This is a genomic window from Asanoa sp. NPDC049475 (assembly GCF_040676915.1).
GTDB lineage: Bacteria > Actinomycetota > Actinomycetes > Mycobacteriales > Micromonosporaceae > Asanoa.
Genome location: NZ_JBFAPY010000002.1, coordinates 658613 through 682782, shown reverse-complemented (window position 1 = coordinate 682782; position 24170 = coordinate 658613). Strand labels below are relative to the sequence as shown.

The window sequence follows — 24170 nt, the reverse complement described above, 5'->3', positions numbered from 1 at the left end:
CTCCTCTATCCGGCAACCTACGTCACTCCAGGAGCTCGATGTAGCCGTCCGTTCCGTGCAGGCGGATCCGCTGCCCGTCGGGGATCAGCCGGGTCGCGCCGGGCACGCCGACGACGGCGGGCAGGCCGTACTCCCGTGCGATCACCGCACCGTGGGTCATCTGCCCGCCGACCTCGGTCACCAGCCCGGCGATCGCGACGAACAGGGGCGACCAGCTGGGATCCGTGTACGCCGTGACGAGGATGTCGCCCGGTTCGAGATCCGCTGTGGCCAGGTCGAGGATGACCCGGGCGCGGCCCTCGACGGTTCCGGCGGAGACCGGCACTCCGATCAGGGCACCCGCGGGCACGTCATCGCGCCGGTAGGCGCCATTCAGCGCCTCGCCGTCGGAGGTGAGGACCCGGGGTGGGGTGAGCGCCTCGTACGACCGGAACGCCTCCCTGCGCGTCGCGACGAGCCCAGGGTCCACCTGGTCGGTCCGCGCGACCTCGTGGAGCTCCTGGAACGTGAGGTAGAAAGCGTCCTCCGGCGCTGTGAGCACCCCGGCCCGCACGAGACGGTCCGCCTCCGCCGTCAGCGCCTGCTTGTAGGCCCAGTAGCGGGCGATGATGCCGTACTTCGGATACTCCCGGTAGCCGGTGAAGATCCGGACCCGGTCGATCATCCGCTCCGTCTCCTCGGCCTTCGCCGCACCGTCCGGCAGGGCACGCACGCGGGCCAGCACCTCCGCCCGCTTCTCCTCCGCCGTCCGGCGTCCCGCCTCGAACCGGCGTGCTGCGGCACCCGGCTCGAAGAAGGTGACGTTGTCGAGGATCAGCGGCACGAGTGCGCTCGGGTGCTCGCTCCACCGCGGCCTCGTGATGTCGATCTCGCCGACGCAGCGCATGCCGTACCGGTCGAGGTAGGCCTCGATGGCGTCGCGTGCCTCGGTCCCGCCTGCCAGCTTGGGCAGCTCGTCGAGGAAACCGTCGTCGACCCCGGCCCGCAGGAACGTCACGACCTCGTCGTGGGGGCGGATCGCGTCCGCGACGTCGAGCAGCGCCAGTCCCATCTCCGCCGTGATGTTGCCCGGTGCGGAGAGCGTGAGCTGGTCGGCCGCGTTCCGCTCACCCAGCCACTCCAGCAGGTGGTCGTTGAGCCACCAGGTGGCCTCCATCCCCGCCATGATCGCCTGCATGCTCAGCGGGTCGGCGAGGACCCGCTTGTGCTCCTGGAAGGCCTCCAGGAGGAACTCGAACAGCGCGGGACCGGTCTTGGTGGCGATGTCGCGCCGCAGGGCGGCCACCGAGGCCTCGCTGCGCGCGACGAGCGCGGTGACGACGGCCGGGTCGTTCGCGATCGGTTCGCCAGGGGCCAGGACCCGCGGGGCGCTGGGTTCCGCGTCCGGCAGCGTGGGGAGGAAGTCGCCCCGGTCGAGAACCGTCTCCAGCGCGTCCCTGGTCAGCGGGTCGGCGCGGCCGGCCAGCTCGAGGAAGCCGGCGCGACCGGCCGGCGTGGCCAGCACCCGCGTGGCGTCGACCCAGAGACGCCCGCCGGCCTCGGTCATCGGTGCCATCGCCGTCAGCTGCCACATCGACCAGCCCAGCGGCTTCATGGCATCCGTCATCATCTGCTGGTGCCCGACGGAGAGGTAGACGTGATTGCTCCCGTCGCGCGCGTGCTCGGGCACGGGGAACAGCGTCGTGATGGGCCGGCTCTGCACGATCCGGAAGTCGTCGTCGACCAGGCACCACTCGATGTCCTGCGGGCGGCCGAAGTGCGCCTCGATCCGCCGGCCGAGTGCGGCCAGCCGCACGGCCTGCGCATCCGTCAGTGCGGGCAGCTCCCGTTCTCGCGGGTCGACGTCCAGGACCTCGGTCCCGCCCGACGCCACGGCCCGCACGGCGACCCGCTTGGTGGAGATCTCCCTGGCGACGACCTCGCCGCCGCGCACCTTGAAGACGTCCGGGTTCACGATGCCCGAGACCAACGCCTCCCCGAGGCCGAAGCCGGCGTCCACAGCGGACACCGTGCGATCGCCCGTGACCGGGTCGGCCGTGAAGAGGATGCCGGACGACCGCGGCACGACCATCCGCTGCACGACCACGGCCATGTGGACCTTGCGGTGGTCGAAGCGGTTGCGCAGGCGGTAGGTGACGGCCCGCTCGGTGAACAGCGACGCCCAGCACCGGCGTACGTGGGCGAGGACCTCCGGACCCGGCACGTTCAGGTACGTGTCCTGCTGGCCCGCGAAGGACGCCGTCGGCAGGTCCTCGGCGGTGGCGCTGGACCGCACGGCATAGGTCGCGTCGGCGCCGTGCCGGGCGAGCGCCTCGCCGACCGCCGCCGCCAGGTCGTCCGGGATGTCGACGGCTTCGATCGTCCGGCGGACCTCGGCGCTGAGGGCGCGGATCTCGTCCCGGGCGTCCGGGTGCACCCGCTCCAGTCGCTCGTCGATCGCCGGCGCGGCGGCCGCGAAGGCGTCCGTCGTCACACAGAAGCCGGCGGGCACCGCGACTCCGTCGATTCTCGACAGCTCCCCCAAGTGGGTGCCCTTGCCCCCGACGACCGCGACGTGGGATTCGTCGACCTCTTGAAGATCCAAAACGTACTGCTCGCGCATTGCGACACCTCCGAGCCGACGATTCTGCGGTACGACACGGGTCTTGCCGCAAGCCCCCAGGTGCGCTATACGTTAAGAAGGGCAAGGAGAGATCTCCTTGCCCTTCGTCGTTGTTTCGGCCGGTTATTCGACGCGTGGGCCGCTCTTCTTGCTGACGCCCAGATCCAAGGTGACCGGCATCTGGGGCGCGTCAAGCGCCTCGCGCGCGTGCGCCAGCGCCTGTTGCTCGATCCGGTTGCGCACCTCGGCGACCCGGGCGTCCGCGGTGAGGTTGACCTTGACGCCGAGCCGGGGCTGGATCGGGTCGCCGTAGACCCGCACCCTGGCCGAGTCGACGCCGCGGTAGCTCTGGATCTCGTTGGTCAACGCGTCCCGCAAGGCGGTCGCACCCACAGTCGTCCGCGCGCTGCCGTCGATCGAGATGTCGTGCGCCTTCGGCGGCCCGCGCAGGATCTTGATCAACCAGATCAGCGCCAGCACCCCGAGCAGCGTCGCCACGGCGGCCGCGATCGGCCAGAACCAGGTGCTGTGCCCGCCGATCCACTGTGCCGCCGGGTTCTCCAGCAGCGTCCGGTCCGGGAAACCACTGGCGAACAGCCCGGTGTTGGCCGCGATGATCGCGCCCCCGATGGCCGCGAAGATCGCGCCGAGCACGATCATGATGATCCGGTTGATCCGGTCGGCGTGTCCGCGCATCACCGCTCCCTCGCCGTGGCCAGCTTGATCGTGATCCGGGGTGGTCGGCGCAGGTGCAGGTCGTCGACCGCCCGGTGGGTCGCGTCGGCGACCGTCTGCGTGGTGATCCCCTCGGACGCCTCGGCTCTGCGCCGGGCGTCGACGGTGACCTTGTTGCCGTGGAGCGCGACCCTGGCCTGGCTGATCCCGTCGATGTCGCCGACCGCCTGCTGCACCGTCCGCACCACGCTGCGGCGGTCGATCGCCGCGTCGATCTCGTCGCGTCCGCCACTCACCTTCAGTCGTTCCTTCTTGCGCGGGATGAGCTGAAGGCCGAGCAGCACGAGACCGCCGAGGGCACACAGGCCGCCGATGATCCGTACGCTGCGCGAGTTCCAGGTGTGGGTGGCCGCCCAGTCGTAGATGCTGTTCCAGTTGACGATCGCCGGCCCGGCCCCGGCCCGCTCGAAGATCAGCTCGACGACGATCAGGACCGCCAGGAAGATGAAGCCGAGCGCGAAGAGGATCGCGAGGATCCGGTTGAACTTCTTCATGGCAAACTCCGTCAGGCGACGAGGTCGGTCACGGAAATGCGCACCCGGGCCACGGTCAGCCCCGTCCAGGCTTTGATCCGGTCTTCGACCGTGTCCCGGATCCGCTCGGTCACGTCGGCGAGCGACTCGGGCCAGCGGACGCTGATCGCCATGTCGACGTAGACCACCGACGCGTCGATCTGCGCGCTGGTCTTCGGCCGCGCGGTCAGGTCGGAGGCGCGGATGCCCATGTGGCCGGCGCCCGGCACGACGCTGCCGAACACCCGCGGCGCGGCCCCACCGGCGTGCGGCTGCTCGTAGACGGCCTGTGAAGCGATCTTGGCAACCACCCGCTCGGAGATGACCACCTCACCGAGGTAGTCGGGATCGGGCGGCACAGGCGGCGGTGCGGGCGACGCCTCGGCCAGGTGGCGCTCGACCCGCGGCGTCGTCGTGGCCTGCGCTGTGCCGACCGGCCGGTCCTGGGTCACTGGTTGCTCCGCGAGAGGTTGCTCCGCTGGAAGCGGCGCTGGATCGGCTGCATCGTGGCGCCCACGTCGACGCGGCCGGTGGTGATCACCTTGGTGACCCCGTATCCGACCAGCGCGAACAGACCGACCAAGGCCAGGTCGCCGAAGTTCCCGAACGCGACGGCGAACCCGAGCGCGATGCCGATCGCCGTACCGAAAATCGTCTTGGTCATCTCTCTCAACTCCCCGTGGGCTCCGCGATGTCCGCGACCACGATGTCGACCCGGTGCCGCCCGGCCAGTGGCCGGACCGCCGACCAGACCTGTTGGGCCAGCTGCCCGACCGTCGACCCCCATCGGAGCCGCACCTGGACGGTCACGACGTCGTCTTCGATCCGGATCCCGGTGACCCGGCGCCGGGGAAGATACGTCGCCGCCATCGCCGGCGGACCCTCGACGAGCGCGTCGACGGCCGGGCAGTCCTCCGCGGCGGCCGCGACCCGGTCGATGTCGACACCGTCGACCGTGGCGTCGGCATCCGCCATGGGCGCCGCCGTCATGACACCCGGGTCTGACCGCTGCTCGAGCTGTCACTGGAGGTGAAGGTCCCGCTCCCGCTCGAAGAGCCGCCGTCGTCCGGCAGGTGCACGTCGTTGATGTTGACGTTCACCTCGACGACGTCAAGCCCGGTCATCCGCTCGATCGACGTCTTCACGTTGCGCTGGATGCCCTTGCCCAGCTCGTTGGCCGACACGCCGTACTCCACCACGATGTCGAGATCGACGGCGGCCTCGTTCTCGCCCACCTCGACCCCGACGCCCTGCGAGACGCTCGAGGCCGTCCCGGGCATGACATCCTTCACCGCGCCCATCGTGCGGGCCGCGCCGCTGCCCATGGCGTACACGCCGGACACTTCCCGGGCGGCCATCCCGGCGATCTTCTGAACCACGCCGTCGGCAACGGTGATCTTGCCACCGTCGTGGCCGCCGCCGCGGAGGTGCTGTTGGGTGTCGGACCGCTGGTCCATCCTGCTGGCAGTCTGCGTCATCACTACGTCCCGTTCGTGAGGATTGAACACAGCTTGTGCAATGACACCTGACTTACCGTAATCATTGCTGCTAAACCCTCACGCAAGGGTTTAGTCCGCCCGGCGTGGGTGGGGCATGCTGTCGCGTCGTTCGGGGAACATGGCCGCATGGCCAGGTATTCGCTCAACAAGGACGCCGTGCGCAAGGCGCGCCAGCTCATCGACGCGAAGCAGTACGTGCTCGACAGTGACTGGGGTGTCGTGCAGCCCCGGGCCGACGACGAGAACTCCTACCTCGAGCGCCACTCGTGGGCCGAGCTGGCCGAGTGGCACCTGGGGCTGACCGAGGGCGCGGCCGGCGAGACCAAGGCCCGCTACGCCTTCGTCTACGGCGACCTGCGCCGGCTGCACCGATCCGGGCTGATCGCGGTGGTCTACCGGGCGTCGTCGTGGAAGCACAAGGAGGTCGAGCTCGCCGCGCACGACCTGCTGCAGCACCTGGACAAGGTGACCGGCTGATGGAACGCGACCTGCGCCGCCTGGCCGCGGCACACGGGGTGGTCACCGCCTACGACGCGGCCGACGGGCGGCGGACCCAGGTCGACCGGGACATCGTCGTGCGCGTGCTCGGGCTCCTCGACGTCGACGCGACCAGCCCATCGGCGATCAGCGCGGCCCTGGCCGCCGCGACCACCGACCGCAGGCTGCCGCCGACGATCGTGCTCCGCGAAGGCGACCGTCGCGACCTGGCCGGCACCCTCACCCTCGAGGACGGCACGACCCGGGAGGTCACCGAGCTCGCCGACCTGCCGTTGGGCTGGCACCGGCTGGCCGCCGGCGACCAGGAGCTCACCGTGGTCGTCGCGCCGCGCCGGTTGGCGCCACCACCGCCGGCCTGGGGCTGGATGATCCAGCTCTACGCCCTGCGCTCGCGCGCCTCCTGGGGCATGGGTGACCTCGGTGACCTGCGCGAGCTCGCTGGCTGGGCCGCCGGCACCGGCGCCGGTCTGGTGCTGCTCAACCCGCTGCACGCGATCGGGCCGAACCACCCCGTCCAGGCCTCCCCCTACTCCCCCTCCAGCCGCCGGTTCGCCAATCCCCTCTACATCCGGGTCACCGACACGGCCGAGTATCGCGACGCGGACGCGGCGCTCAAGGCCAAGGTCGACGCCCTGCGGCCGGAGGACACCGACCTGATCGACTACGACGCGGTCTGGACCGCCAAGCGGGCCGCCCTGGAGCTGCTCTACCCCGGGCCGGGGCCGGAAGCGCCGGCGTTCGCCACCTACTGCGCGCTCGCCGAGGAGCACGGGTCCGACTGGCGACACTGGCCGGCGCACCTGCGCGATCCGGCGACCGCCACCGCGGACCCGCACCGGGTCGGCTTCTACGCCTGGCTGCAGCAGCTCTGCGACCAGCAGCTCGCCTCAGCCGCCGGCGCCGCGCGCGACATGTCGGTCGGCATCGTGCACGACCTGGCCGTCGGGGTCGACCCGGGCGGCGAGGACGGGTGGGAGCTCGGTGACGTGCTCGCCCAGGGCGTCCGGGTCGGCGCGCCACCGGACGCGTTCAACCAGCTCGGCCAGGACTGGGGGCTGGCCGCCTGGCGGCCCGACCGGCTGGCGGCGACCGGCTACGCCGCGTACCGGGACATGCTCCGCGCGCTGCTCCGGCACGGCGGCGGCCTGCGCGTGGACCACGTCGCGGGCCTGTCCCGCCTGTGGTGGATCCCGCCGGGCGCCGGCGCGGCCGAGGGCACCTACGTCCGGTACGACGCCGACGCGATGTTCGGCATCCTCGCCCTCGAGGCGCACCGGGCCGGAGCGGTGGTGGTCGGCGAGGATCTCGGCACCGTGCAACCGTCGGTGACCAGGGCGCTGCGCGGCCGCAACATGCTCGGCTCGACCGTGCTCTGGTTCACCCGCGACGGCGAGGCGTTCGTGCCACCTCGGCAATGGCCGCGTACCGCCCTCGCGTCCGTCTCGACCCACGACCTGCCGACCGCGAAGGGCTTCCTCACCGAGGAGCACGTCGACGTCCGCGCCCGCCTCGGGCTGCTGGCCACCGGCGAGGCGGCCGAACGGGAGCGGGCGCGGGCCGACCGGCGGGCACTGACCGCGATGCTGCGTGACGCCGGGTTACTGTCCGAAGAGGACGACGACTCGATCGTCACTGCGATGCACGCCGCACTGGCGGCCAGCCCAGCCCGTTTGATCACCGCTTCGCTCTACGATGTCCTCGGCGAGACCCGCCAGCCCAACCTGCCGGGCACGACCGACCAGTACCCCAACTGGCGGCTGCCGTTACCGCTGTCTCGGGAGGAGATCCAGGAGCATCCGGGAGTACGCGCCACCGCGCGTCTGCTGGCCGCGGCGCGGCCTTCGCGGAGGCTGGATTAAATCGGGCAAACAGGGTTTGCTATTGCCCCACAGGGGCACCCGCGTCAATACGGACGGCGGCTCACCGGTCAGCGTCGACGAGCCGGCCCGCGTGACAGAAGAGCACGGAGGGGTAGATGAGCACGGAAGCTCGCGCCGAGATCGGCGTGACCGGCCTGTCGGTGATGGGTCGCAACCTCGCCCGCAACCTGGCCCGCAACGGGTTCAGCGTCGCTTTGCACAACCGCAGCGTCGCCCGCACCCGCAGCCTGGTGGCGGACCACGGTGACGAGGGCGACTTCATCCCGAGCGAGTCGATGGCCGACTTCGTGGCGTCGCTGAAGCGCCCGCGCGCCGTCATCATCATGGTCAAGGCCGGCAAGGCGACCGACGCCGTGATCGACGAGCTCGTGCCGCTGCTGGAGAAGGACGACATCGTGATCGACGCGGGCAACGCCCACTTCGTCGACACGGCCCGCCGCGAGCGTGACCTCGCCGCCAAGGGCCTGGACTTCGTCGGCACCGGCGTCTCCGGCGGCGAGGAGGGCGCGCTGCTCGGCCCGAGCATCATGCCCGGCGGCTCCGCCGAGTCGTACCGCAAGCTCGGCCCGATCTTCGAGAAGATCGCCGCCCAGGTCGACGGCACGCCGTGCTGCGTCCACGTGGGTCCCGGCGCTGCCGGCCACTTCGTCAAGATGGTGCACAACGGCATCGAGTACGCCGACATGCAGCTCATCGCCGAGGCGTACGACCTGCTCCGCGCGGGTCTGGGTGCCTCTCCGGCGGAGATCGCCGAGATCTTCCGCGAGTGGAACAGCGGCGACCTCGACTCGTTCCTGATCCAGATCACCGCCGAGGTGCTCGCCCACACCGACGGCAAGACCGGCCAGCCGTTCATCGACGTGGTGATGGACCGCGCCGAGCAGAAGGGCACCGGCCGCTGGACCGTGCAGAGCGCGCTCGACCTGGGTGTGCCGATCACCGGCATCGCCGAGGCGACGTTCGCCCGGTCGCTGTCCGGCCACGTGGCGCAGCGCGAGAAGGCGCAGGAGACCTACGCGGGCCGGGCCGCCGACACCGACATCGCCGGCCTCGTCGAGGACCGCAAGCAGTTCGTCGAGGACGTGCGCAACGCGCTCTACGCGTCGAAGATCGTCGCGTACGCGCAGGGCTTCGACCACATCCGCGCCGGCAGCCAGGACAACGACTGGGGCATCGACCCCGGCGCGATGGCGACGATCTGGCGCGGCGGGTGCATCATCCGGGCCAAGTTCCTCGACCGGATCCGCGAGGTGTACGCCGAGAACCCGTACCTCGAGAGCCTGCTCGTGGCGCCGTACTTCGCCGAGGCGGTCGCCAACGGCTTCGACAGCTGGCGCCGGGTGCTCGTCACCGCGATCCGCGGCGGCGTGCCGACCCCCGTCTTCTCCTCCTCGCTGGCCTACGTCGACGCGCTGCGCCGCCCCCGGCTCCCCGCAGCGCTGATCCAGGGCCTGCGTGACAACTTCGGCGCGCACACCTACCAGCGCGTCGACCGCGACGGCTCCTTCCACACGATGTGGGCCGAAGACAAGCGGGAGGTCGACGCCTAGCGGTGTCGCCTCCGGCCGCGGCCCCAACCATCCTGGGGCCGCGGCGACGGGGAGAGGCGAGGATGATGAGCGAGCAGGATGTAACGGTGCTGAGCCGGCCGGTCCGGCGCTTCGTGATCTACACGGGGCGGTCGTACGACCGGTTCCGCAAGCAATGGGAACGTGCCGTGCCGTCCTGGTCCTGGGGCACGGCGGTGGCGGAGGCCAAAGGCGGCGGCGGCTGGCCGGCCCTGGAGAACCTCTCCGACCGCAGCGCGGGCGACGGCCTGGTCAACATCTCGACGTTCGACCCGAGCCCCGTGATGCGGCTCGCGGGCCACCAACTTCGCGCGGTCACCTACCTGGCCGACAACCTGGTGATCGAGGAGGGCCTCTACAAGCACGACCCGGCGATCATCGAGTACCTGCCGGTCCGGCTGACCATCTCCGAACAGCCCGACAACGACGCGACGCTGACCTTCGACAAGCCGTGCGACCTCTTCGGCGGCTACGCGATCGCGGACCTGGTCGAACACGCCACGCGGGTCGAGGAGGCCATCGCGACGGTGCTGCGCAAGGTCGACCTGCCGGTGCCGGCGGAGCTGACCAAGCCTTAGCTACTGCTCGATGTCCGAGAACAGCCCGGTGAACGTCACCTGCGTTCCCGCGAGCCCGCCGAACAGTGCGGCGGCGGCGGGGGTGGCGACCGCGGCCGAAGCGTCCTCGTAGCTGTCGAAGTACAGGTCGAGCGTGCGATACGCCGGGGTGGGCGTGCCGTCCTCCTTCGGCCACACCTTGGCCGATTCGACCCGCCGAAGCTTCGGCAGCGTTGCCGCGGCCTGCCGGACCTCCGCGTACGCCGATTCGAACTCGTCTGGGTTCGCCGGGTTGTCGACGATCAAAGTGATCTTGGTTGGCATGTCGCCCTCCTTGTCGCTATCGGTCCATCTCAGCCGGTCTCCACCGTGCTTCGCAGCCGGATGCGTCAAACGCGCCGCTGTACGTGCAGCAGGTACTCGCGGCGGTCCAGCGGGTTGTGGTCCGTGCGCGGGCGTTCCGGCCACGGGCAGGGCGCCGGGGCGTAGTGGTCGAAGGCGCTCTCGAGCACGCCCTCGCCGCGGGTCATGGACGGCAGCCGGGTCTCCACCGCGTGGACGCGGGCGGCCGGGATGTCGCCCTCGACGATCGCGACCGGGCCGCTCGTCGTCGTGTCGGTCGGCAGGGCGCGGTGCTTGGCCAGCACGGGCAGCACCGCACCCAGCAGGTCGGCCGGCAGCTCCAGGCGGAAGTGGTGCACCGGCTCGTGCACGATCGTCCGGGCCTGCCGCAGCGCGGCCATCAGCACCAGCGGTGTCAGGTTGCGGAAGTCGCCCGCTGTGCTCGACATGCTCTTGTCGAACGTGCCGTGGGCATGGCTCTGGCGGGCGAAGTAGCCCGAGTGCGTCATCGTCACCACGCAGTCGACCACCCGCCAGCCGTGCGGCCCCGCGCCCAGCACCTCGTGCACCGACTCCTGCACGGCGGCGAAGAACGCGGGCGGCATCGACCCGAGCTCGACACCGAGCCGGAACGTGACGCCGGAGTCGACCGGGCCGGGCTCGACCCGCAGGCCGACGGTTGCCAGGAACGGCGCCTCGTGCTTGAGCTCGTGGGCGGCGCCCGTGCCGACCACCCGCTCGACGCAGATCGTGGTCGACTCGCGGAAGGTGACGGCCAGGCCGTACTCGTCGGCCAGGGTCGCCTCGATCACTTCTTTCTGGACCTCGCCGTAGAGCGACACGGATGTCTCGTCGCGCACGTCGTCGCGGCGCAGGTTGATCAGTGGGTCCTGCTCCGCGAGCTCGGTCAGGGCCGCGTGCAGCGCGCCGGCGTCGCCCGGGCGGTCCGGCACGACGACGGTCTCCAGGGACGGCGGCGCGAAGTGGCGGCTGGCACCCGGCCGCGGCCTGCCGAGGGTGTCGCCGACCCGCACCTCGGACAGGCCGCGCACGACGGCGATCCGGCCGGCGCTCACCACCGCCCGTGCTGTCAGGGCGCCGTCCTCGAACACCTCGATGCCAGTGATCTTCCCGTCGGCGCCGCGCAGGGACACCCGGTCGCGCACGGCGAGGGTGCCGTCGAATATCCGGACGTACGCCAGCTTCTCGCCGGCCGGGCCGCGTTCGACCTTGAACACCGTGCCGGAGGGCGGGGCGGTGTCGTCGCCGCGCGTCGCCGGGAGCAGGTCGCGGATGCCGGTCATCAGCTCGGGTACGCCGGTGCCGGTGATCGCCGAACCCGCGTACACGGGATGCACCCAGGTCCTGGCGGTCTGGGCGGCGAGCTCGGCGCGGAGTCGGTGCGCGGGGACGCCCCCGTGCTCGACGAACGCGGCGAGGATCGCGTCGTCGCGGGTCGCGAGCAGGTCGGCCAGGCGGGACTCGCCCGGCACGAACGCGGCGGTGCGGGTCCCGGCGTCCCGGACGGCGCCCATCGACTGCGGTCTGAGGTCGAGGCGCCGCTCCAGCTCGGCGAGCAGCTCGGCCGGACGCGCGCCCCGACGGTCGACCTTGTTGACGAACACCAGCAGCGGGATGCCCAGCCGACGCAACGCCCGGGTCAGCACACGCGTCTGGGGTTGGACTCCCTCGACGGCGGAGACCACCAGGACCGCACCGTCGAGCACGGCGAGAACCCGCTCCACCTCGGCGATGAAGTCCGGGTGGCCGGGCGTGTCGATCAGGTTGACGGTGACGTCGTCGATCGGGAACGACACCACCGCCGACTTGATCGTGATGCCGCGCTGGCGTTCGAGCGCGAGCGTGTCGGTCTGGGTGCTGCCGTCGTCGACGCTGCCTGGGTGGTCGATGACACCGGCGGCGTGCAGGAGCCGCTCGGTCAGGCTGGTCTTACCGGCGTCGACATGGGCGAGGATTCCGAGATTGAGCGTGCGCAAGCGAGCGGTCCTTAACGAAGGCGTCGGTCTGGGCCATCGGAACGAACACGCGAGCTGCACGCATCTCTGAGCTCCCCTTCCAGTCGATGTCACCTCAACACATCAGTGAAGCGGCCGGCAACGGATTTACGGCAGGAGGTGCGGGCGCGGCTTCAGAGCTGGCTGGTGAGCAGGTCTCGCAACGCCGACTTGGGACGGGCGCCGACGGTGGCGCTGACCAGTTCGCCGGCGCTGAAGACGAGCAGGGTCGGGAGGGAGCGCACCGCGTACGCCCGGCAGGTCTCGGGATTCGCGTCCGCGTCCACAGTGGCCACCGTCATGCGGCCGTCCAGCTCGACGGCCAGCTCGGCCAGGCTCCGCGAGATCGCGTGGCAGGGCGGGCACCACTCGGCCCAGACGTCGACGACGATCGGCCTCGGTGACGCGAGGACGAGGTCGGCGAAGGTCTCGTCGGTGACGGTGACTAGCAGGTCCTGCTGGAGCATGTGCTCTCCCGGCTCTCGATGGCGACGGTCAGCTGAGCGTGGAGCCGGTCCCGCACGGCGCGCATCCGGTCGATCCCGGCGTCCACCTCAGCGATCTTGCGGCGCAACACCGCGACCGAGTCCGGGCAGACATCACCGGACGGATGCCCGGCCCGCAGGCAGTCGACGAAGGGACGGATGTCGTCGAGTGCGAACCCGATCCCGAGCAAGGTCCGGATCTCCCGCACCACCCGCAGGTCCGCGTCGTCGTAGACGCGGTAGCCGTTGGCCGAACGCGCGGCCCGCAACAGCCCGTGCGTCTCGTAGTAGCGCAGCGCCCGGGTGCTCGTGCCGGCCCGCTCGGCCAACTCCCCGATCAGCATGACCCGACGCTAAACCTTGCCGCCGACGTCAAGGCAAGACCGCCAACGAGGCGCCCATCACGCCGTCGGCGGCATAGGCAGCCGCAGCGGCGGTCACGGCAGCAGGACCACCCTGCCGGGGTTGGCGCGGCTCGCGAGGAGGGCGAGGGCGTCGGGGGCCGCCTCGAACGGCACGTCGACGTGCCGCGGGTCGAGGCGACCTGCGGCGAGCAGTGCCCACAGCTCCGTCCGCAAGGCCTCGATCAACGACGGCTGTGTGCGGTGGAGAGTGCCGATCGTCAGGCCCATGACGGTCTTCATCCCCGGCAGCAGCGTGCCCGCGTCGACGGAGCCGCCACCGGCGCTGAACGCGACCAACCGGCCGAACGGCGCCAGCGCCTCGATGCCGCGGGCGGCCAGTGGGCCTCCCGCCCCGTCCAGCACCAGGTCGACCGGGCCGCCCCAGGACGGGTCCGCGTAGGTGACGACCGCGTTGGCGCCGCAGGAGTGCACGAAGTCTGACTTGTCGGGTGAGCTCACCGCCCCCACCACCCGGCTCGCGCCGAGTGCCCGCGCCAGCTGCACCGCGAGGTGGCCGACCCCGCTCGCGGCCGCGGTGACGAGCAGTGACTCTCCGGCGGCGAAACGGCCGGTGCGCAACGCGGCCAGCGCCACCAGGCCACCGCGGACCACGGCCACGGCGGCGCCCGGGGAAACATCCGACGGGACCGTGCTGATCAGCCGCGGGTCGGCGACGACGAACTCCGCGTACGCGTTCGCGAACACCACCCCGCCGACCCTGTCACCCTTGGCGAATCCGCTCACGCCCGGGCCGACCGCGACCACCGTGCCGACGACCTCGCCGCCCGGTGAACCGGTGGGGTCGCCGGCCAGCGACCGGAGCAACCCGACTCCCGCGCCCACCGCCTCGGCCTGGATCAACACCTGGCCGGCCGCCGGCTCCGGCCGGGCCACCGCCACGACCGACGCCGCGCCACCCGCGAAACTGAGCATCCGCACGTCATTGATCTTGGTCGGGCCAGCGGACCGGGGCAAACCGTTTTCGCGTAGGGCCAGGTTCAGGCCGTGGTGGGCCGGCGGTCGACCCAGTCGACGATCAGTTGGCGTTCGGCGAAGAGCCAGCGGTCGTCCTGGCGCACGAAGCGGTCGTGGTAGCGGATCGACATGACCATCAGCACGCGCTGGCCGTTGTCGGTCCACAGGTGGTGGGCCAGGCAGTAGGTCTCGCCCGTGGCGCTCCCGCCGTCGAGCGTGACCGTGCTCTGGCCGTTGAAGTGGGTCGTCTGCTCGTAGTTGCGGAGGCCGCCGAACTCCGACTCGAGCGCCGCCCGGCCCTCGACGACCTGGGCCGGCTCGCCCGCGTCCGGGCCGCCGCCCATGACGACCGTGACCCGGGCGTCCTCCGTGAACAGCGCCGCCTGCCCCGCCGGGTCGCGGCGGTCGGCCAGCCGGGCGTACGCGTCGACCAGGTCGCGCAGAGCTGCCCGGTCCGATTCGTGGTTGGTCATGAACCGATCTTGCGGCGGACCGGGCTCGACCGGCCAACACCCGTTGCCTGACACGCCGCCAGGCACAGCCTGTGGCCGACGGTCAGCCGGCCTCCGTGAGGTCCGTGCTCGCGGCCAGGTCGGTGACCACGTCGCGGAGGCGGTGCAGGGCCGGTGCGGTGTTGCCGGGTCGCCACACCATGTCCGTCGGCATGAGCTCGCCGGCCAACGGCACGAAGACGACGCCCGTGCGGCGCAGATGGCGGGCCGACCAGCCCAGCCTCGTCACGCCGACCCCCGCTGCGACCAGGCCCAGCAGGCCCTGCACGCTGGCGTCGCGGGCGACGACGTCCGGGGTGAAACCCGCCGTGCGGAAGCTCTCGTCGAACGACCGGTGCCACGGCTCCCACGAGCTGCGCGGCGTCATCACCCAGCGCTCCCCCGCCAGGTCGGCCAGCGCGAGCGAGGCGCGGCCGGCGAGCGGATGCCCGGCCGGCAGGACCGCGCACACCTGCTCGGTGGCGATGGTCGCCGTGGCCAGCCCCGGCACCTGCGGCGGCCGGGTGAACGCCACGTCGAACGCGCCGTCGAGCACCCCGTCCACCAGCGGCCCGATGCCGGTCTCGGTCGTGCGAACCGTGACCTCCGGGAGCTGCGACCGGGCGGCCCGGACGATCGGCGGCAGCAGGTGGTTCGCGGTGGTCGCCAGGAACGCGAGGCTCAGCTCGCCGACCTCGCCGCGGCGCGCCCGTGCGACGACGGCCACGGCCTCGTCCGCGCGGGCCAGCGCCGCGCGTGCCTCCGGGAGGAACAACGTGCCTGTTTCGGTCAGTCTGGTGCCCCGGCTGTCACGTTCGAACAGTTTGGCACCCAGGTTCCGCTCCAGCGCGGTGATCTGCTGCGAGAGCGACTGCTGCGCGATCATCAGCCGGGTCGCGGCCCGCGTGAACGACAGCTCCTCGGCGACAGCCACGAAGTACCTGAACTGCCGAAGATCAGGGGTCACAGCCTGAACCTACCGCTGCGCCAGGCAACCGGTGTTGGCCGCGGCCAACCGGGCGACCGCAGCATCGACGCATGCAGAACAGAGTTTGGTTGATCACCGGATGTTCCTCGGGCTTCGGCCGGGAGCTCGCCCTCGCCGCCGCGGCCGCCGGCGACCGGGTGATGGCGACGGCACGCCGGCCGGAGGCGTTGACAGAGCTGGCCGGCCACGGCCGGATCACGACCACGGCGCTGGACGTCACCGACCCGGATTCCATAGCCGCCGCCGTGGAGACAACCCTCGCCACGTACGGCCGGATCGACGTCCTGGTCAACAACGCTGGCTCGCTCGTGCTCGGCGCCGTCGAGGAGATCACCATGTCCGAGCTGCGCGAGCAGTTGGAGGTCGTCTTCTTCGGCGCGGCCGAGGTCACCAAGGCGGTCGTGCCGCTCATGCGGGAGCGCGGCAGCGGCACGATCGTGCAGATGAGCTCGCTGGGCGGGCGCAAGACGTACCCGGCCTTCGGCGCCTATCACGCGGCCAAGTGGGCCCTCGAGGGCTTCTCCGAGACGCTGGCCACGGAGCTCGCACCGCTCGGCGTGCGGGTGATGATCGTGGAGCCCGGCGCGTTCCGCACCGAGTTCAACAGCAACAAGTACGTGACCCGGGAGCTGGCCGCGTACGACGCGACCGCCGGCGCGACCCGCCGGTTCACCCGGGAACTGGCGGACGCGGAGCCGAACGACCCGGTCAAAGGCGTGGCGGCCATCCTGACGGCGATGGACAGCCCGAACCCGCCCCTGCGGCTGCTGCTCGGCGACGACGCGGTCGACGGCCTGCGCGAGCATCACCAGGCGCTGCTGGCCGAGGTCGACGAATGGGAGCACCTCAGCCGCTCGACGGCGATCTGAACGGAGGGGGCGCGGCACCGGCCGCGCCCCCTCACCTCAGAGGCCCTGGGCCAGCCGGTGGTACGCCGCGCTCCAGCGCAGCTCCTTGGCCAGGCCGCGCCGGGTCGTGCCGGCCTCGATGTGCACGAGCTCGATGCCCAGGTGGTCGGCGAGCGTGCCGACCTCCTCGGCCGTCACCGCCGTCGACAACACCGTGTGGTGCGGACCGCCGGCGGTGAGCCAGCCCTCCGTGGCCGTGGAGAAGTCCGGTCGGGGCTCCCACACCGCGCGGGCCACCGGCAGGTTCGGCAGCGGCTCGTCCGGCTCGACCAGGTCGACGTCGTTGGCCACCCAGCGGAAGCGGTCGCCCAGGTCCGCCCAGCCGACCGTCACGGCCGGGCCGGTGGCCGCCGTGAAGACCAGGCGGGCCGGGTCCTCGCGACCACCGATCGACAGCGGGTGCACCTCGACGCGGGGGCGGTCGCCGGCGATGGTCGGGCAGACCTCGAGCATGTGCGCGCCCAGGATCTTCGGGGTGCCGGGGCCGAAGTGGTACGTGTAGTCCTCCATGAAGGACGTGCCACCCGGCCGGCCGGCGCCGACCACCTTGAGGATGCGCAGCAGGGCCGAGGTCTTCCAGTCGCCCTCTCCGCCGAAGCCGTAGCCGTCGGCCATCAGCCGCTGCACCGCGAGCCCCGGGAGCTGGCGGAGCCCGCCCAGGTCCTCGAAGTTCGTGGTGAAGGCCCGGAAGCCGCCCTCGGTCAGGAACGAGCGCAGCCCGGCCTCGATCCGCGCCTGGTAGCGCACGCTCTCGTGCCGGTCACCACCCGGACGCAGGTCCGGCGCGACCTCGAAGGAGTCCACGTAGGACGCCACGACCTCGTCCACGGCAGCGGAGGAGACCGAGTCCACAACGGACACCAGGTCGTTGACGCCGTAGCCGTTGACGGACACGCCGACCCGCAGCTCCGCCTCGACCTTGTCGCCCTCGGTCACCGCGACGTCCCGCATGTTGTCGCCGAACCGGGCCAGCCGCAGCGAGCGGGCCTCGGCCACACCCGTCGCGGCCCGCGCCCACGAGCCGATCCGGGCGGCCACCACCGGGTCGCTGACGTGCCCCGCGACCGTGGTCCGCGGGACGCGCAGCCGGGTCAGGGCGAACCCGAACTCCCGGTCGCCGTGCGCGGCCTGGTTGAGGTTCATGAAGTCCATGTCGATGGTCGCCCACGGCAGGGCGGCGTCGGCCTGGGTGTGCAGGTGCAGCAGGGGGCGGCGCAGGGCGTCGAGGCCGGCGATCCACATCTTGGCCGGCGAGAACGTGTGCATCCAGGTGATCACGCCGACGCAGGCCGGGTGCTCGTTGGCCCGGCCGATGATCTGCCGGATGGCGTCGGAGCTCGTCAGCACCGGCTGCCAGACGACCCGCACCGGCAGGTCGGCCGAATCGTCCAGTGCGGCCGCCACCCGCTGCGACTGCTCGGCGACCTGACGGAGGGTGTCCTCGCCGTACAGGCCCTGGCTGCCGGTCAGGAACCACACTTCCCTGCCGGCAAAGGGGTCGTCGATCACGTTCTGTCCTTTCAACGCTGCCCGTAGACGTTCTGGTACCGCTCGTAGAGGGAGTCGATGTCGGCCTGCTCGATCGGGATCGGCTCGCCGAGCTGCCGGGAGAGGTGCACGGTGCGGGCCACGTCCTCGCACATCACCGCCGCCTTCACCGCGGCGCGGGCGCTGCCGCCGATGGTGAAGACGCCGTGGTTGCGCATCAGCACGGCCGGCGAGCGCTGGCCGGCCAGGGTGGCCACGATGCCCTGGCCGATCGAGTCGTCGCCGATGAGGGCGAACGGACCGACCGGGATCGGGCCACCGAACTCGTCGGCCATCGCGGTGATGACGCACGGGATCGCCTCGCCACGGGCGGACCAGGCGGTCGCGTACGGGCTGTGCGTGTGCACGACGCCGTTGACCTCCGGCAGGTGCCGGTAGACGTAGGCGTGCGCGGCGGTGTCGCTGGACGGCGCGCGTACCCCGTCGACGACGTTGCCGTCCAGGTCGCACACGGTGATGCCGTCCCAGGCAAGCTCGTCGTACGAGACGCCGCTGCCCTTGATCACGAACAGGTCCTCACCGGGCACCCGCTCCGAGACGTTGCCGCTGGTCCAGGCGACCAGGGCGTAGCGGACCAGCTCGTTGTGCAGCGTGGCCACGTGGGTGCGCTGGTCACGGTGTGAGCCGTTCTCCGAGCGCTGAGCGGGGATCGTCACGATGACTCCTTGGCGGTGCGGCGGATGTCGCGCAGCCGGTGCAGCACGTCGTTGCCGCCCCGGCCGAAGTGGTCGTGCAGCAACTGGTACTCGGCGTACAGCGCGTCGTAGGCGGCCGCCCGCTGGTCGTCCGGCACGTACACGGCCCGCCGGACCTTGCCCATGGCCTGCGCGGCGGCGTGCACGTCCGGGTAGGCGCCGGCGGCGACGGCCGCGTGGATCGCGGAGCCCAGCGCCGGACCCTGCTCGGAGTCGATCACCGAGAGCGGACGCCGGCACACGTCGGCGTACAGCTGCATCAGGAACGCGTTGCGCAGCAGCCCGCCGGCCACCACCAGCTCCGACACCTCGACGCCGTTGCTCTCGAACGCCTCGACGATCGTGCGGGTGCCGAACGCGGTGGCCTCCAGGAGCGCCCGGTAGACGTCCTCGGGGCGGGTGGCCAGGGTCGTGCCGACCAGCACGCCGGACAGCTCGTGGTCGACCAGGACAGACCGGTTGCCGCCGTGCCAGTCGAGCGCGACCAGGCCGTGCTCGCCGACCTGCTGCGAGGCGGCCAGGGCGGTCAGGTGGTCGTGCACGCCGACGCCGGCGGCAGCTGCTGCCTCCACATAGGACGGCGGGACGAAGTTGTCGACGTGCCACGCGAAGATGTCGCCGACGCCGCTCTGCCCGGCCTCGTAGCCGTAGAGCCCCGGCACGATGCCGCCGTCGACGACGCCGCACATGCCCGGCACCTCGCCGAGCCGGTCGCTGTTCATGACGTGGCAGGTCGAGGTGCCCATCACCATCAGCATCTGGCCGGGTTCGGTGGCCTTGGCCGCCGGAGCGGTGACGTGGGCGTCCACATTGCCGACACAGACCGCGATGCCCTCGGGCAGACCGGTCCAGCCCGCGGCCTCCGCGGTGAGGCGGCCGGCCAGCGCGCCCAGCTGCCCGATCTCGTGCTCCAGCTTGTCGGTGACGAACGACGCGAAACCGGGGTTCAGCGCGGCCAGGTAGTCCGGCGACGGGTACGCGCCGTCCTGGTAGATGCCCTTGTAGCCGGCCGTGCAGGCGTTGCGCAGGTACGTGCCGCAGAGCTGCCAGACGATCCAGTCGGCGGCCTCGACCCAGCGGTCCATGGCGGCGTACACCTCGGGGTCGTCCTCGAGCACCTGGAGCGCCTTGGCGAACTCCCACTCGCTGGAGATCTTGCCGCCGTAGCGGGCCAGCCAGGTCTCGCCGCGCGCGGCGGCCAGCGCGTTGATCCGGTCGGCGTGCGGCTGGGCGGAGTGGTGCTTCCACAGCTTCGGGTACGCGTGCCGCCGCTCGCGGAAGGCATCCAGCTCGCACAGCGGCGTGCCGTCGGTGGTGGTCGGCAGCACGGTGCAGGCGGTGAAGTCGGTGCCGATGCCGATCACCTCGGCCGGGTCGACCCCGCTGGCCCGCACGGCGGCCGGCACGGCGTCGCGCAGCACGGTCAGCCAGTCCCCCGGCATCTGCAGCGCCCAGTCCGGCGGCAGCTGCTCACCGGTGGCCGGCAGCCGGTTCTCGACCACGGCGTGGTCGTACACCGAGACGGCGCTGCCCAGCTCCGCCCCGTCCGCTACCCGGACGACGACCGCCCTCCCGGACAGCGTGCCGAAGTCGACTCCGACGACGTACATGAGTCACCCTTTCCCCCGGGTCGGCGGCGCGGTGGTGGCCCGCACCAACAACTGCGGCACGACCGGTCCCGGTCGTGCCTGTTCACCGCCGAGCAGGCCGAGCACGAGCTGCACGCCGCGCCGCCCCAACTCGGCGAAGTCCTGCCGGACCGTGGTCAGCGGCGGGATGTAGTAGGGCGCCTCCGGCACGTTGTCGAACCCGACGACGCTGACGTCGTCCGGCACCCGCAGGCCGGCCTCATGGAACGCGTTCAGCAGCCCGAAGGCCATCTGGTCGTTGGCGACGAAGACGGCGGTCACCGACTCGCCGCCACGCCGGCGGGCCACGAGCTCCCGGCCGGCGGCGTGCCCGGAGGCGGGCAACCAGTCGCCGCGCAGCACCGACGGCACGGGCGCGCCGACGGCATCCAGCTCGGCCTGCCAGCTCCGCCGCCGGGCGGCGGCCTCGATCGACCCGGCCGGCCCGGTGACGTGGTGGACGGTGCGGTGCCCGAGCTCGAGCAGGTGCCGGGTGGCCAGCGCGGCACCGGTCTCCTGGTCGACCCAGACCGCGGGGTCGTGCCCGTCGCGGCCGGCCTGCACCGCGATCAGCGGGACGGCGGAGCGCACCTTGCGCAGCGCCCGGACCGCCTCGTCGTAGGTGTTCAGCGCGACGATCGCGTCGACCGACTGGGTCGCCAACCGGTCGATCGCCTCGGTCATCGTGCGGGCGCTGGCGTCGTCGAGCACGGAGACGGTAAGGAAGTAGCCGGCCTCGCGGGCGGCGTGCTCCAGGCCGAGCATCGTCTGCGCCGGCCCGTACTGGCTGATGTTGGAGGTGACCAGGCCGATGGTGCGGGTCGAACCGGTGGCGAGGGCCCGGGCCGCCCCGTTGGGGCGGTACCCGAGCTCCGCGATCGCGGCCAGGACCCGTGCCCGGGTGGCCACCGCCACGTTGGGGTGGCGGTTGATCACCCGCGACACGGTCTGGTGCGACACGCCCGCGCGGGCGGCCACGTCCGACATGGCCAGTGGCCGGGTCGGGGCGGAGTCCGCGGTCGGTGCGTCCATCGGTCCGGTCAGCGACGTCAGCGGTTGGCGCCGACGCGGCGCTTGTTGTAGATGTCGAACGCGACGGCGAACAGCAGCACGAGGCCCTTGACCACGGACTGTACGGACTGGTCGATACCCATGAGCTGCATGCCGTTGCTCATCACAGCCATGATCAGACCACCGACCATGGCGCCGACCACGGTGCCCACGCCGCCGGCCACGGCCGCACCACCGATGAAGGCGGCGGCGATGGCGTCGAGCTCGAACATGTTGCCGGCCGCCGGCTGCGCGCCGTTGGACCGCGACGAGTAGATGACACCCGCCACGCCGGCCAGGAAGCCCATGTTGACGAACATCCAGAAGTTGACCGACTTGACCTTGACGCCGGAGAGCTGCGCCGCGGACAGGTTGCCGCCGATCGCGTACACCTGGCGGCCGAAGACGGTGCGCCGGGTGACCATGCCGTAGGCGATGACCAGGACGGCCAGGATGATCAGCACGATCGGCAGGCCGCGGGCGTGGGCGAGCTGCCACGCGAAGTACATGATCACCGCGCCGACCAGCACGATCCGCAGGACGAACAGTGGGAACGACTCGACCGACTGCTCGTAGCGGACCCGGGCGACCCGGGTGCGGTAGCCGCTGACCGCGATGCCGGCCACCGCGATCGCACCGATGATCAGCGTGAACGCGTCGTAGCCCTGGCCGCCGAGCAGGCCGTTGAGGAAGCCGTTGGCGATCTTCTGGTATTCGGCCGGGAACGGCGAGAGCGAGATGTTGTCGAGCACCTGGAGCGTGAGGCCGCGGAAGAGCAGCATGCCGGCCAGCGTCACGATAAACGCCGGCATGCCGACGTACGCGACCCAGAAGCCGTGCCAGACACCCACCGCGAGGCCGACGGCGATCGCCGCGACCACGCCGACCCACCAGGGCATGCCCTGCTGGATGACGAGCACGGCGGAGACCGCGCCGGTCAGCGCCACCACCGAGCCGACCGACAGGTCGATGTGGCCGCCGATGATCAGGATGACCATGCCGATGGCCAGGACCAGGATGTACGAGTACTGCAGCAGGATGTTGGTGATGTTGCCCGGGCTCAGCGAGACGCCGTCGGTGAGGATCGCGAACAGCCCGACGATCACGACGAACGCGACGTAGATGCCGCTCTGCCGCAGGTTACGCATGATCAGCGTACGCGGGTCGCTGACGCCGGTGTGCAGCGCGACCGCCGGAGCGGTGCCGGACTCCCGCGTCTCGGGGGGCTTGGTGTCGGTCATCCGGCGAGCTCCTTCTCCTTGGTCATGAGCGCCATGAGGTTTTCCTGGGTGGCCTCGCGCACCGGGACTTCACCGGTGATGCGGCCGGCCGAGAGCGTGTAGATGCGGTCGCAGATCCCGAGCAGCTCGGGAAGCTCGGACGAGATGACGATGACCGCCTTGCCCTGCGCCACCAGCTTGTTGATGATCGTGTAGATCTCGTACTTGGCGCCGACGTCGATGCCGCGCGTCGGCTCGTCCAGGATCAGCACGTCCGGGTCGGTGAACAACCACTTGGACAGCACGACCTTCTGCTGGTTGCCGCCCGAGAGCGTGCCGACGGTCGCCATCACGTTGGACGTCTTGATGTTCATGTCACGCCGGCTCTGCTCGGCGACCTTGATCTCCTCGTTGCCGTTGACCCAGCCACCGCGGGACAGCTTGCCCAGCGCGGCGGCGGAGATGTTGCGGCACACGTCGGCGATCAGGTTGAGCCCGTAGCGCTTGCGGTCCTCGGTCGCGTACGCGATGCCGTTGCGGATCGCCTCCGCGACCGAGCGCGCCCGGACCTCCTTGCCGTGCATGAAGATGCGGCCGCTGACGTCGCGCCCGTAGGACCGGCCGAACACGCTCATCGCGAGCTCGGTGCGCCCGGCGCCCATCAGCCCGGCGATGCCGACCACCTCGCCGGCGCGCACGTTGAGGTTGGCCGCGTCGACGACCTTGCGGTCCTGGGTCGGGTGCCAGGCGGTCCAGTCCTCGATCCGGAAGACCTCCTCGCCCGGGTGCGACTCGCGGTCGGGGTAGAAGCTGTCGATGTCGCGGCCGACCATGCCCCGGATGATGCGGCCCTGCGTCGAGTCCTCGTCGCTCATGTCGAGCGTCTCGACGGTGTGGCCATCGCGGATCACGGTGGTCGAGTCGGCGATCGCGGTGATCTCGTTGAGCTTGTGGGAGATCATGATGCAGGTGATGCCCCGGTCGCGCAGGCGGCGGAGCAGGTCGAGCAGGTGCGCTGAGTCGATGTCGTTGAGCGCGGCCGTGGGCTCGTCCAGGATCAGCAGCTTGACCTCTTTGGACAGTGCCTTGGCGATCTCGACGAGCTGCTGCTTGCCGACGCCGAGCTGGATCACCGGCGAGGTCGGGTTCTCGTCGAGGCCCACGGACTTGAGCAGCGACGCCGCCTCCGCGTTGGCCCGGTTCCAGTCGATCAGGCCGCCCGTGCCGCGCCGCTCGTTGCCGAGGAAGATGTTCTCGGCGATCGAGAGGTAGGGCACCAGCGCCAGCTCCTGGTGGATGATGACGATGCCCTGGGCCTCGCTGTCGCGGATGCCGTTGAAGTGCACCGGCTGGCCGTCGAACACGATCTCGCCCGTGTACGAGCCGGTCGGGTAGACACCGGAGAGCACCTTCATCAGCGTCGACTTGCCCGCGCCGTTCTCACCGCAGATCGCGTGGATCTCGCCCCGCTTGACGGCGAGCGACACGTTCTCGAGCGCCTTCACACCGGGGAAAGTCTTGGTGATGTCGCGCATCTCCAGCAGCACGTCGGTCATCCGTCCTCCTTCTG

The 24170-nt window shown here is 71.2% G+C and carries 25 protein-coding genes; 5 read left to right on the top strand and 20 right to left on the bottom strand.

The features are described from left to right. Positions 1 to 22: 22 nt before the first annotated feature. The 7 genes from rph to AB0J88_RS09350 form a co-directional block, all read right to left on the bottom strand. The gene (rph, locus tag AB0J88_RS09380) at positions 23 to 2602 is read right to left on the bottom strand and encodes a rifamycin-inactivating phosphotransferase (RefSeq protein WP_364346691.1); all 2580 of its coding nucleotides are present in this window, start codon (positions 2600 to 2602) and stop codon (positions 23 to 25) included. A gap of 123 nt (positions 2603 to 2725) precedes the next feature. Continuing rightward, on the bottom strand, positions 2726 to 3298 hold the full coding sequence (amaP, locus tag AB0J88_RS09375; protein WP_364346693.1) for an alkaline shock response membrane anchor protein AmaP: 573 nt from the start codon (positions 3296 to 3298) through the stop codon (positions 2726 to 2728). Beyond that, entirely contained in the window at positions 3298 to 3831 is a 534-nt protein-coding gene (locus tag AB0J88_RS09370) for a DUF6286 domain-containing protein (RefSeq protein WP_364346695.1), read from the bottom strand. Before AB0J88_RS09370 ends, amaP begins: the two co-directional genes overlap by 1 nt. 11 nt (positions 3832 to 3842) lie before the next feature. Then, entirely contained in the window at positions 3843 to 4301 is a 459-nt protein-coding gene (locus AB0J88_RS09365) for an Asp23/Gls24 family envelope stress response protein (RefSeq protein WP_364346697.1), read from the bottom strand. Then, on the bottom strand, positions 4298 to 4513 hold the full coding sequence (locus AB0J88_RS09360) for a hypothetical protein (protein WP_364346699.1): 216 nt from the start codon (positions 4511 to 4513) through the stop codon (positions 4298 to 4300). The genes AB0J88_RS09365 and AB0J88_RS09360 overlap by 4 nt, the downstream gene beginning before the upstream one ends. A 5-nt stretch (positions 4514 to 4518) precedes the next feature. Beyond that, the gene (locus AB0J88_RS09355) at positions 4519 to 4824 is read right to left on the bottom strand and encodes a hypothetical protein (protein ID WP_364346701.1); all 306 of its coding nucleotides are present in this window, start codon (positions 4822 to 4824) and stop codon (positions 4519 to 4521) included. Between the two features lie 11 nt (positions 4825 to 4835). Then, positions 4836 to 5327: an Asp23/Gls24 family envelope stress response protein gene (locus AB0J88_RS09350; protein ID WP_364346703.1), complete on the bottom strand. Its 492-nt coding sequence runs from the start codon at positions 5325 to 5327 to the stop codon at positions 4836 to 4838. 147 nt (positions 5328 to 5474) lie between these two features. Here AB0J88_RS09350 and AB0J88_RS09345 point away from each other — a divergent pair, with 147 nt between their 5' ends. From AB0J88_RS09345 to AB0J88_RS09330, 4 genes are all read left to right on the top strand, one after another. Further along, positions 5475 to 5825: a hypothetical protein gene (locus AB0J88_RS09345; protein ID WP_364346705.1), complete on the top strand. Its 351-nt coding sequence runs from the start codon at positions 5475 to 5477 to the stop codon at positions 5823 to 5825. Continuing rightward, positions 5825 to 7705: a 4-alpha-glucanotransferase gene (locus AB0J88_RS09340; protein ID WP_364346707.1), complete on the top strand. Its 1881-nt coding sequence runs from the start codon at positions 5825 to 5827 to the stop codon at positions 7703 to 7705. The genes AB0J88_RS09345 and AB0J88_RS09340 overlap by 1 nt, the downstream gene beginning before the upstream one ends. 116 nt (positions 7706 to 7821) lie before the next feature. Beyond that, positions 7822 to 9276: an NADP-dependent phosphogluconate dehydrogenase gene (gndA, locus tag AB0J88_RS09335; RefSeq protein ID WP_364346709.1), complete on the top strand. Its 1455-nt coding sequence runs from the start codon at positions 7822 to 7824 to the stop codon at positions 9274 to 9276. A 62-nt stretch (positions 9277 to 9338) separates the two neighbouring features. After that, a complete protein-coding gene (locus AB0J88_RS09330) occupies positions 9339 to 9872 on the top strand; it encodes a hypothetical protein (RefSeq protein ID WP_364346711.1) in 534 nt (177 codons plus the stop codon). Here AB0J88_RS09330 and AB0J88_RS09325 read toward each other — a convergent pair whose 3' ends face one another. The 7 genes from AB0J88_RS09325 to AB0J88_RS09295 all read right to left on the bottom strand — a co-directional run bounded on the left by AB0J88_RS09325 (position 9873) and on the right by AB0J88_RS09295 (position 15530). Next, entirely contained in the window at positions 9873 to 10175 is a 303-nt protein-coding gene (locus tag AB0J88_RS09325) for a hypothetical protein (RefSeq protein WP_364346713.1), read from the bottom strand. Between the two features lie 65 nt (positions 10176 to 10240). Further along, complete coding sequence (locus tag AB0J88_RS09320) at positions 10241 to 12190, bottom strand: translation factor GTPase family protein (RefSeq protein WP_364346715.1); 1950 nt, start codon at positions 12188 to 12190, stop codon at positions 10241 to 10243. Between the two features lie 152 nt (positions 12191 to 12342). Next, the gene (locus tag AB0J88_RS09315; protein ID WP_364346717.1) at positions 12343 to 12675 is read right to left on the bottom strand and encodes a thioredoxin domain-containing protein; all 333 of its coding nucleotides are present in this window, start codon (positions 12673 to 12675) and stop codon (positions 12343 to 12345) included. Continuing rightward, complete coding sequence (locus AB0J88_RS09310; protein ID WP_364346719.1) at positions 12654 to 13037, bottom strand: MerR family transcriptional regulator; 384 nt, start codon at positions 13035 to 13037, stop codon at positions 12654 to 12656. Before AB0J88_RS09310 ends, AB0J88_RS09315 begins: the two co-directional genes overlap by 22 nt. Before the next feature lie 93 nt (positions 13038 to 13130). Further along, entirely contained in the window at positions 13131 to 14030 is a 900-nt protein-coding gene (locus AB0J88_RS09305; protein WP_364347536.1) for a zinc-binding dehydrogenase, read from the bottom strand. Between the two features lie 65 nt (positions 14031 to 14095). Further along, a complete protein-coding gene (locus AB0J88_RS09300; RefSeq protein ID WP_364346721.1) occupies positions 14096 to 14545 on the bottom strand; it encodes a nuclear transport factor 2 family protein in 450 nt (149 codons plus the stop codon). An 82-nt stretch (positions 14546 to 14627) separates the two neighbouring features. Continuing rightward, entirely contained in the window at positions 14628 to 15530 is a 903-nt protein-coding gene (locus AB0J88_RS09295) for a LysR family transcriptional regulator (protein WP_364346723.1), read from the bottom strand. A 71-nt stretch (positions 15531 to 15601) separates the two neighbouring features. Between AB0J88_RS09295 and AB0J88_RS09290 the strand changes: the two genes are divergently transcribed. After that, positions 15602 to 16420: an SDR family NAD(P)-dependent oxidoreductase gene (locus AB0J88_RS09290; RefSeq protein ID WP_364346725.1), complete on the top strand. Its 819-nt coding sequence runs from the start codon at positions 15602 to 15604 to the stop codon at positions 16418 to 16420. A gap of 36 nt (positions 16421 to 16456) precedes the next feature. On the opposite strand, the gene araA is transcribed toward AB0J88_RS09290, so the two are convergent. From araA to mmsA, 6 genes are read right to left on the bottom strand one after another with little or no spacing between them, the layout of a single operon-like run. After that, positions 16457 to 17968, bottom strand: coding sequence for an L-arabinose isomerase (gene araA / locus AB0J88_RS09285; protein ID WP_364346727.1), 1512 nt, complete (start codon positions 17966 to 17968; stop codon positions 16457 to 16459). 11 nt (positions 17969 to 17979) lie between these two features. Next, the gene (locus AB0J88_RS09280; protein WP_364347539.1) at positions 17980 to 18657 is read right to left on the bottom strand and encodes an L-ribulose-5-phosphate 4-epimerase; all 678 of its coding nucleotides are present in this window, start codon (positions 18655 to 18657) and stop codon (positions 17980 to 17982) included. Positions 18658 to 18659: 2 nt separating this feature from the next. Next, the gene (gene araB, locus AB0J88_RS09275) at positions 18660 to 20312 is read right to left on the bottom strand and encodes a ribulokinase (protein WP_364346729.1); all 1653 of its coding nucleotides are present in this window, start codon (positions 20310 to 20312) and stop codon (positions 18660 to 18662) included. Between the two features lie 3 nt (positions 20313 to 20315). After that, positions 20316 to 21362, bottom strand: a complete 1047-nt coding sequence (locus tag AB0J88_RS09270) for a LacI family DNA-binding transcriptional regulator (protein WP_364346731.1) — start codon at positions 21360 to 21362, stop codon at positions 20316 to 20318. Positions 21363 to 21379: 17 nt separating this feature from the next. Next, entirely contained in the window at positions 21380 to 22621 is a 1242-nt protein-coding gene (mmsB, locus tag AB0J88_RS09265) for a multiple monosaccharide ABC transporter permease (RefSeq protein WP_364346733.1), read from the bottom strand. Continuing rightward, positions 22618 to 24156, bottom strand: a complete 1539-nt coding sequence (mmsA, locus tag AB0J88_RS09260) for a multiple monosaccharide ABC transporter ATP-binding protein (protein ID WP_364346735.1) — start codon at positions 24154 to 24156, stop codon at positions 22618 to 22620. Before mmsA ends, mmsB begins: the two co-directional genes overlap by 4 nt. Positions 24157 to 24170: the final 14 nt, after the last annotated feature.

Bases quoted from the DNA above. Each gene is read 5' to 3' on its own strand.
- mmsA (WP_364346735.1), bottom strand. From the start codon at position 24,156: ATGACCGACGTGCTGCTGGAGATGCGCGACATCACCAAGACTTTCCCC.
- AB0J88_RS09270 (WP_364346731.1), bottom strand. From the start codon at position 21,362: ATGGACGCACCGACCGCGGACTCCGCCCCGACCCGGCCACTGGCCATG.
- AB0J88_RS09345 (WP_364346705.1), top strand. From the start codon at position 5,475: ATGGCCAGGTATTCGCTCAACAAGGACGCCGTGCGCAAGGCGCGCCAG.
- AB0J88_RS09355 (WP_364346701.1), bottom strand. From the start codon at position 4,824: ATGGCGGATGCCGACGCCACGGTCGACGGTGTCGACATCGACCGGGTC.
- AB0J88_RS09350 (WP_364346703.1), bottom strand. From the start codon at position 5,327: ATGACGCAGACTGCCAGCAGGATGGACCAGCGGTCCGACACCCAACAG.
- AB0J88_RS09325 (WP_364346713.1), bottom strand. From the start codon at position 10,175: ATGCCAACCAAGATCACTTTGATCGTCGACAACCCGGCGAACCCAGAC.
- amaP (WP_364346693.1), bottom strand. From the start codon at position 3,298: ATGCGCGGACACGCCGACCGGATCAACCGGATCATCATGATCGTGCTC.
- AB0J88_RS09360 (WP_364346699.1), bottom strand. From the start codon at position 4,513: ATGACCAAGACGATTTTCGGTACGGCGATCGGCATCGCGCTCGGGTTC.
- AB0J88_RS09305 (WP_364347536.1), bottom strand. From the start codon at position 14,030: ATGCTCAGTTTCGCGGGTGGCGCGGCGTCGGTCGTGGCGGTGGCCCGG.
- AB0J88_RS09370 (WP_364346695.1), bottom strand. From the start codon at position 3,831: ATGAAGAAGTTCAACCGGATCCTCGCGATCCTCTTCGCGCTCGGCTTC.
- mmsB (WP_364346733.1), bottom strand. From the start codon at position 22,621: ATGACCGACACCAAGCCCCCCGAGACGCGGGAGTCCGGCACCGCTCCG.
- AB0J88_RS09290 (WP_364346725.1), top strand. From the start codon at position 15,602: ATGCAGAACAGAGTTTGGTTGATCACCGGATGTTCCTCGGGCTTCGGC.
- gndA (WP_364346709.1), top strand. From the start codon at position 7,822: ATGAGCACGGAAGCTCGCGCCGAGATCGGCGTGACCGGCCTGTCGGTG.
- AB0J88_RS09315 (WP_364346717.1), bottom strand. From the start codon at position 12,675: ATGCTCCAGCAGGACCTGCTAGTCACCGTCACCGACGAGACCTTCGCC.
- AB0J88_RS09340 (WP_364346707.1), top strand. From the start codon at position 5,825: ATGGAACGCGACCTGCGCCGCCTGGCCGCGGCACACGGGGTGGTCACC.
- AB0J88_RS09330 (WP_364346711.1), top strand. From the start codon at position 9,339: ATGATGAGCGAGCAGGATGTAACGGTGCTGAGCCGGCCGGTCCGGCGC.
- AB0J88_RS09310 (WP_364346719.1), bottom strand. From the start codon at position 13,037: ATGCTGATCGGGGAGTTGGCCGAGCGGGCCGGCACGAGCACCCGGGCG.
- AB0J88_RS09300 (WP_364346721.1), bottom strand. From the start codon at position 14,545: ATGACCAACCACGAATCGGACCGGGCAGCTCTGCGCGACCTGGTCGAC.
- araB (WP_364346729.1), bottom strand. From the start codon at position 20,312: ATGTACGTCGTCGGAGTCGACTTCGGCACGCTGTCCGGGAGGGCGGTC.
- rph (WP_364346691.1), bottom strand. From the start codon at position 2,602: ATGCGCGAGCAGTACGTTTTGGATCTTCAAGAGGTCGACGAATCCCAC.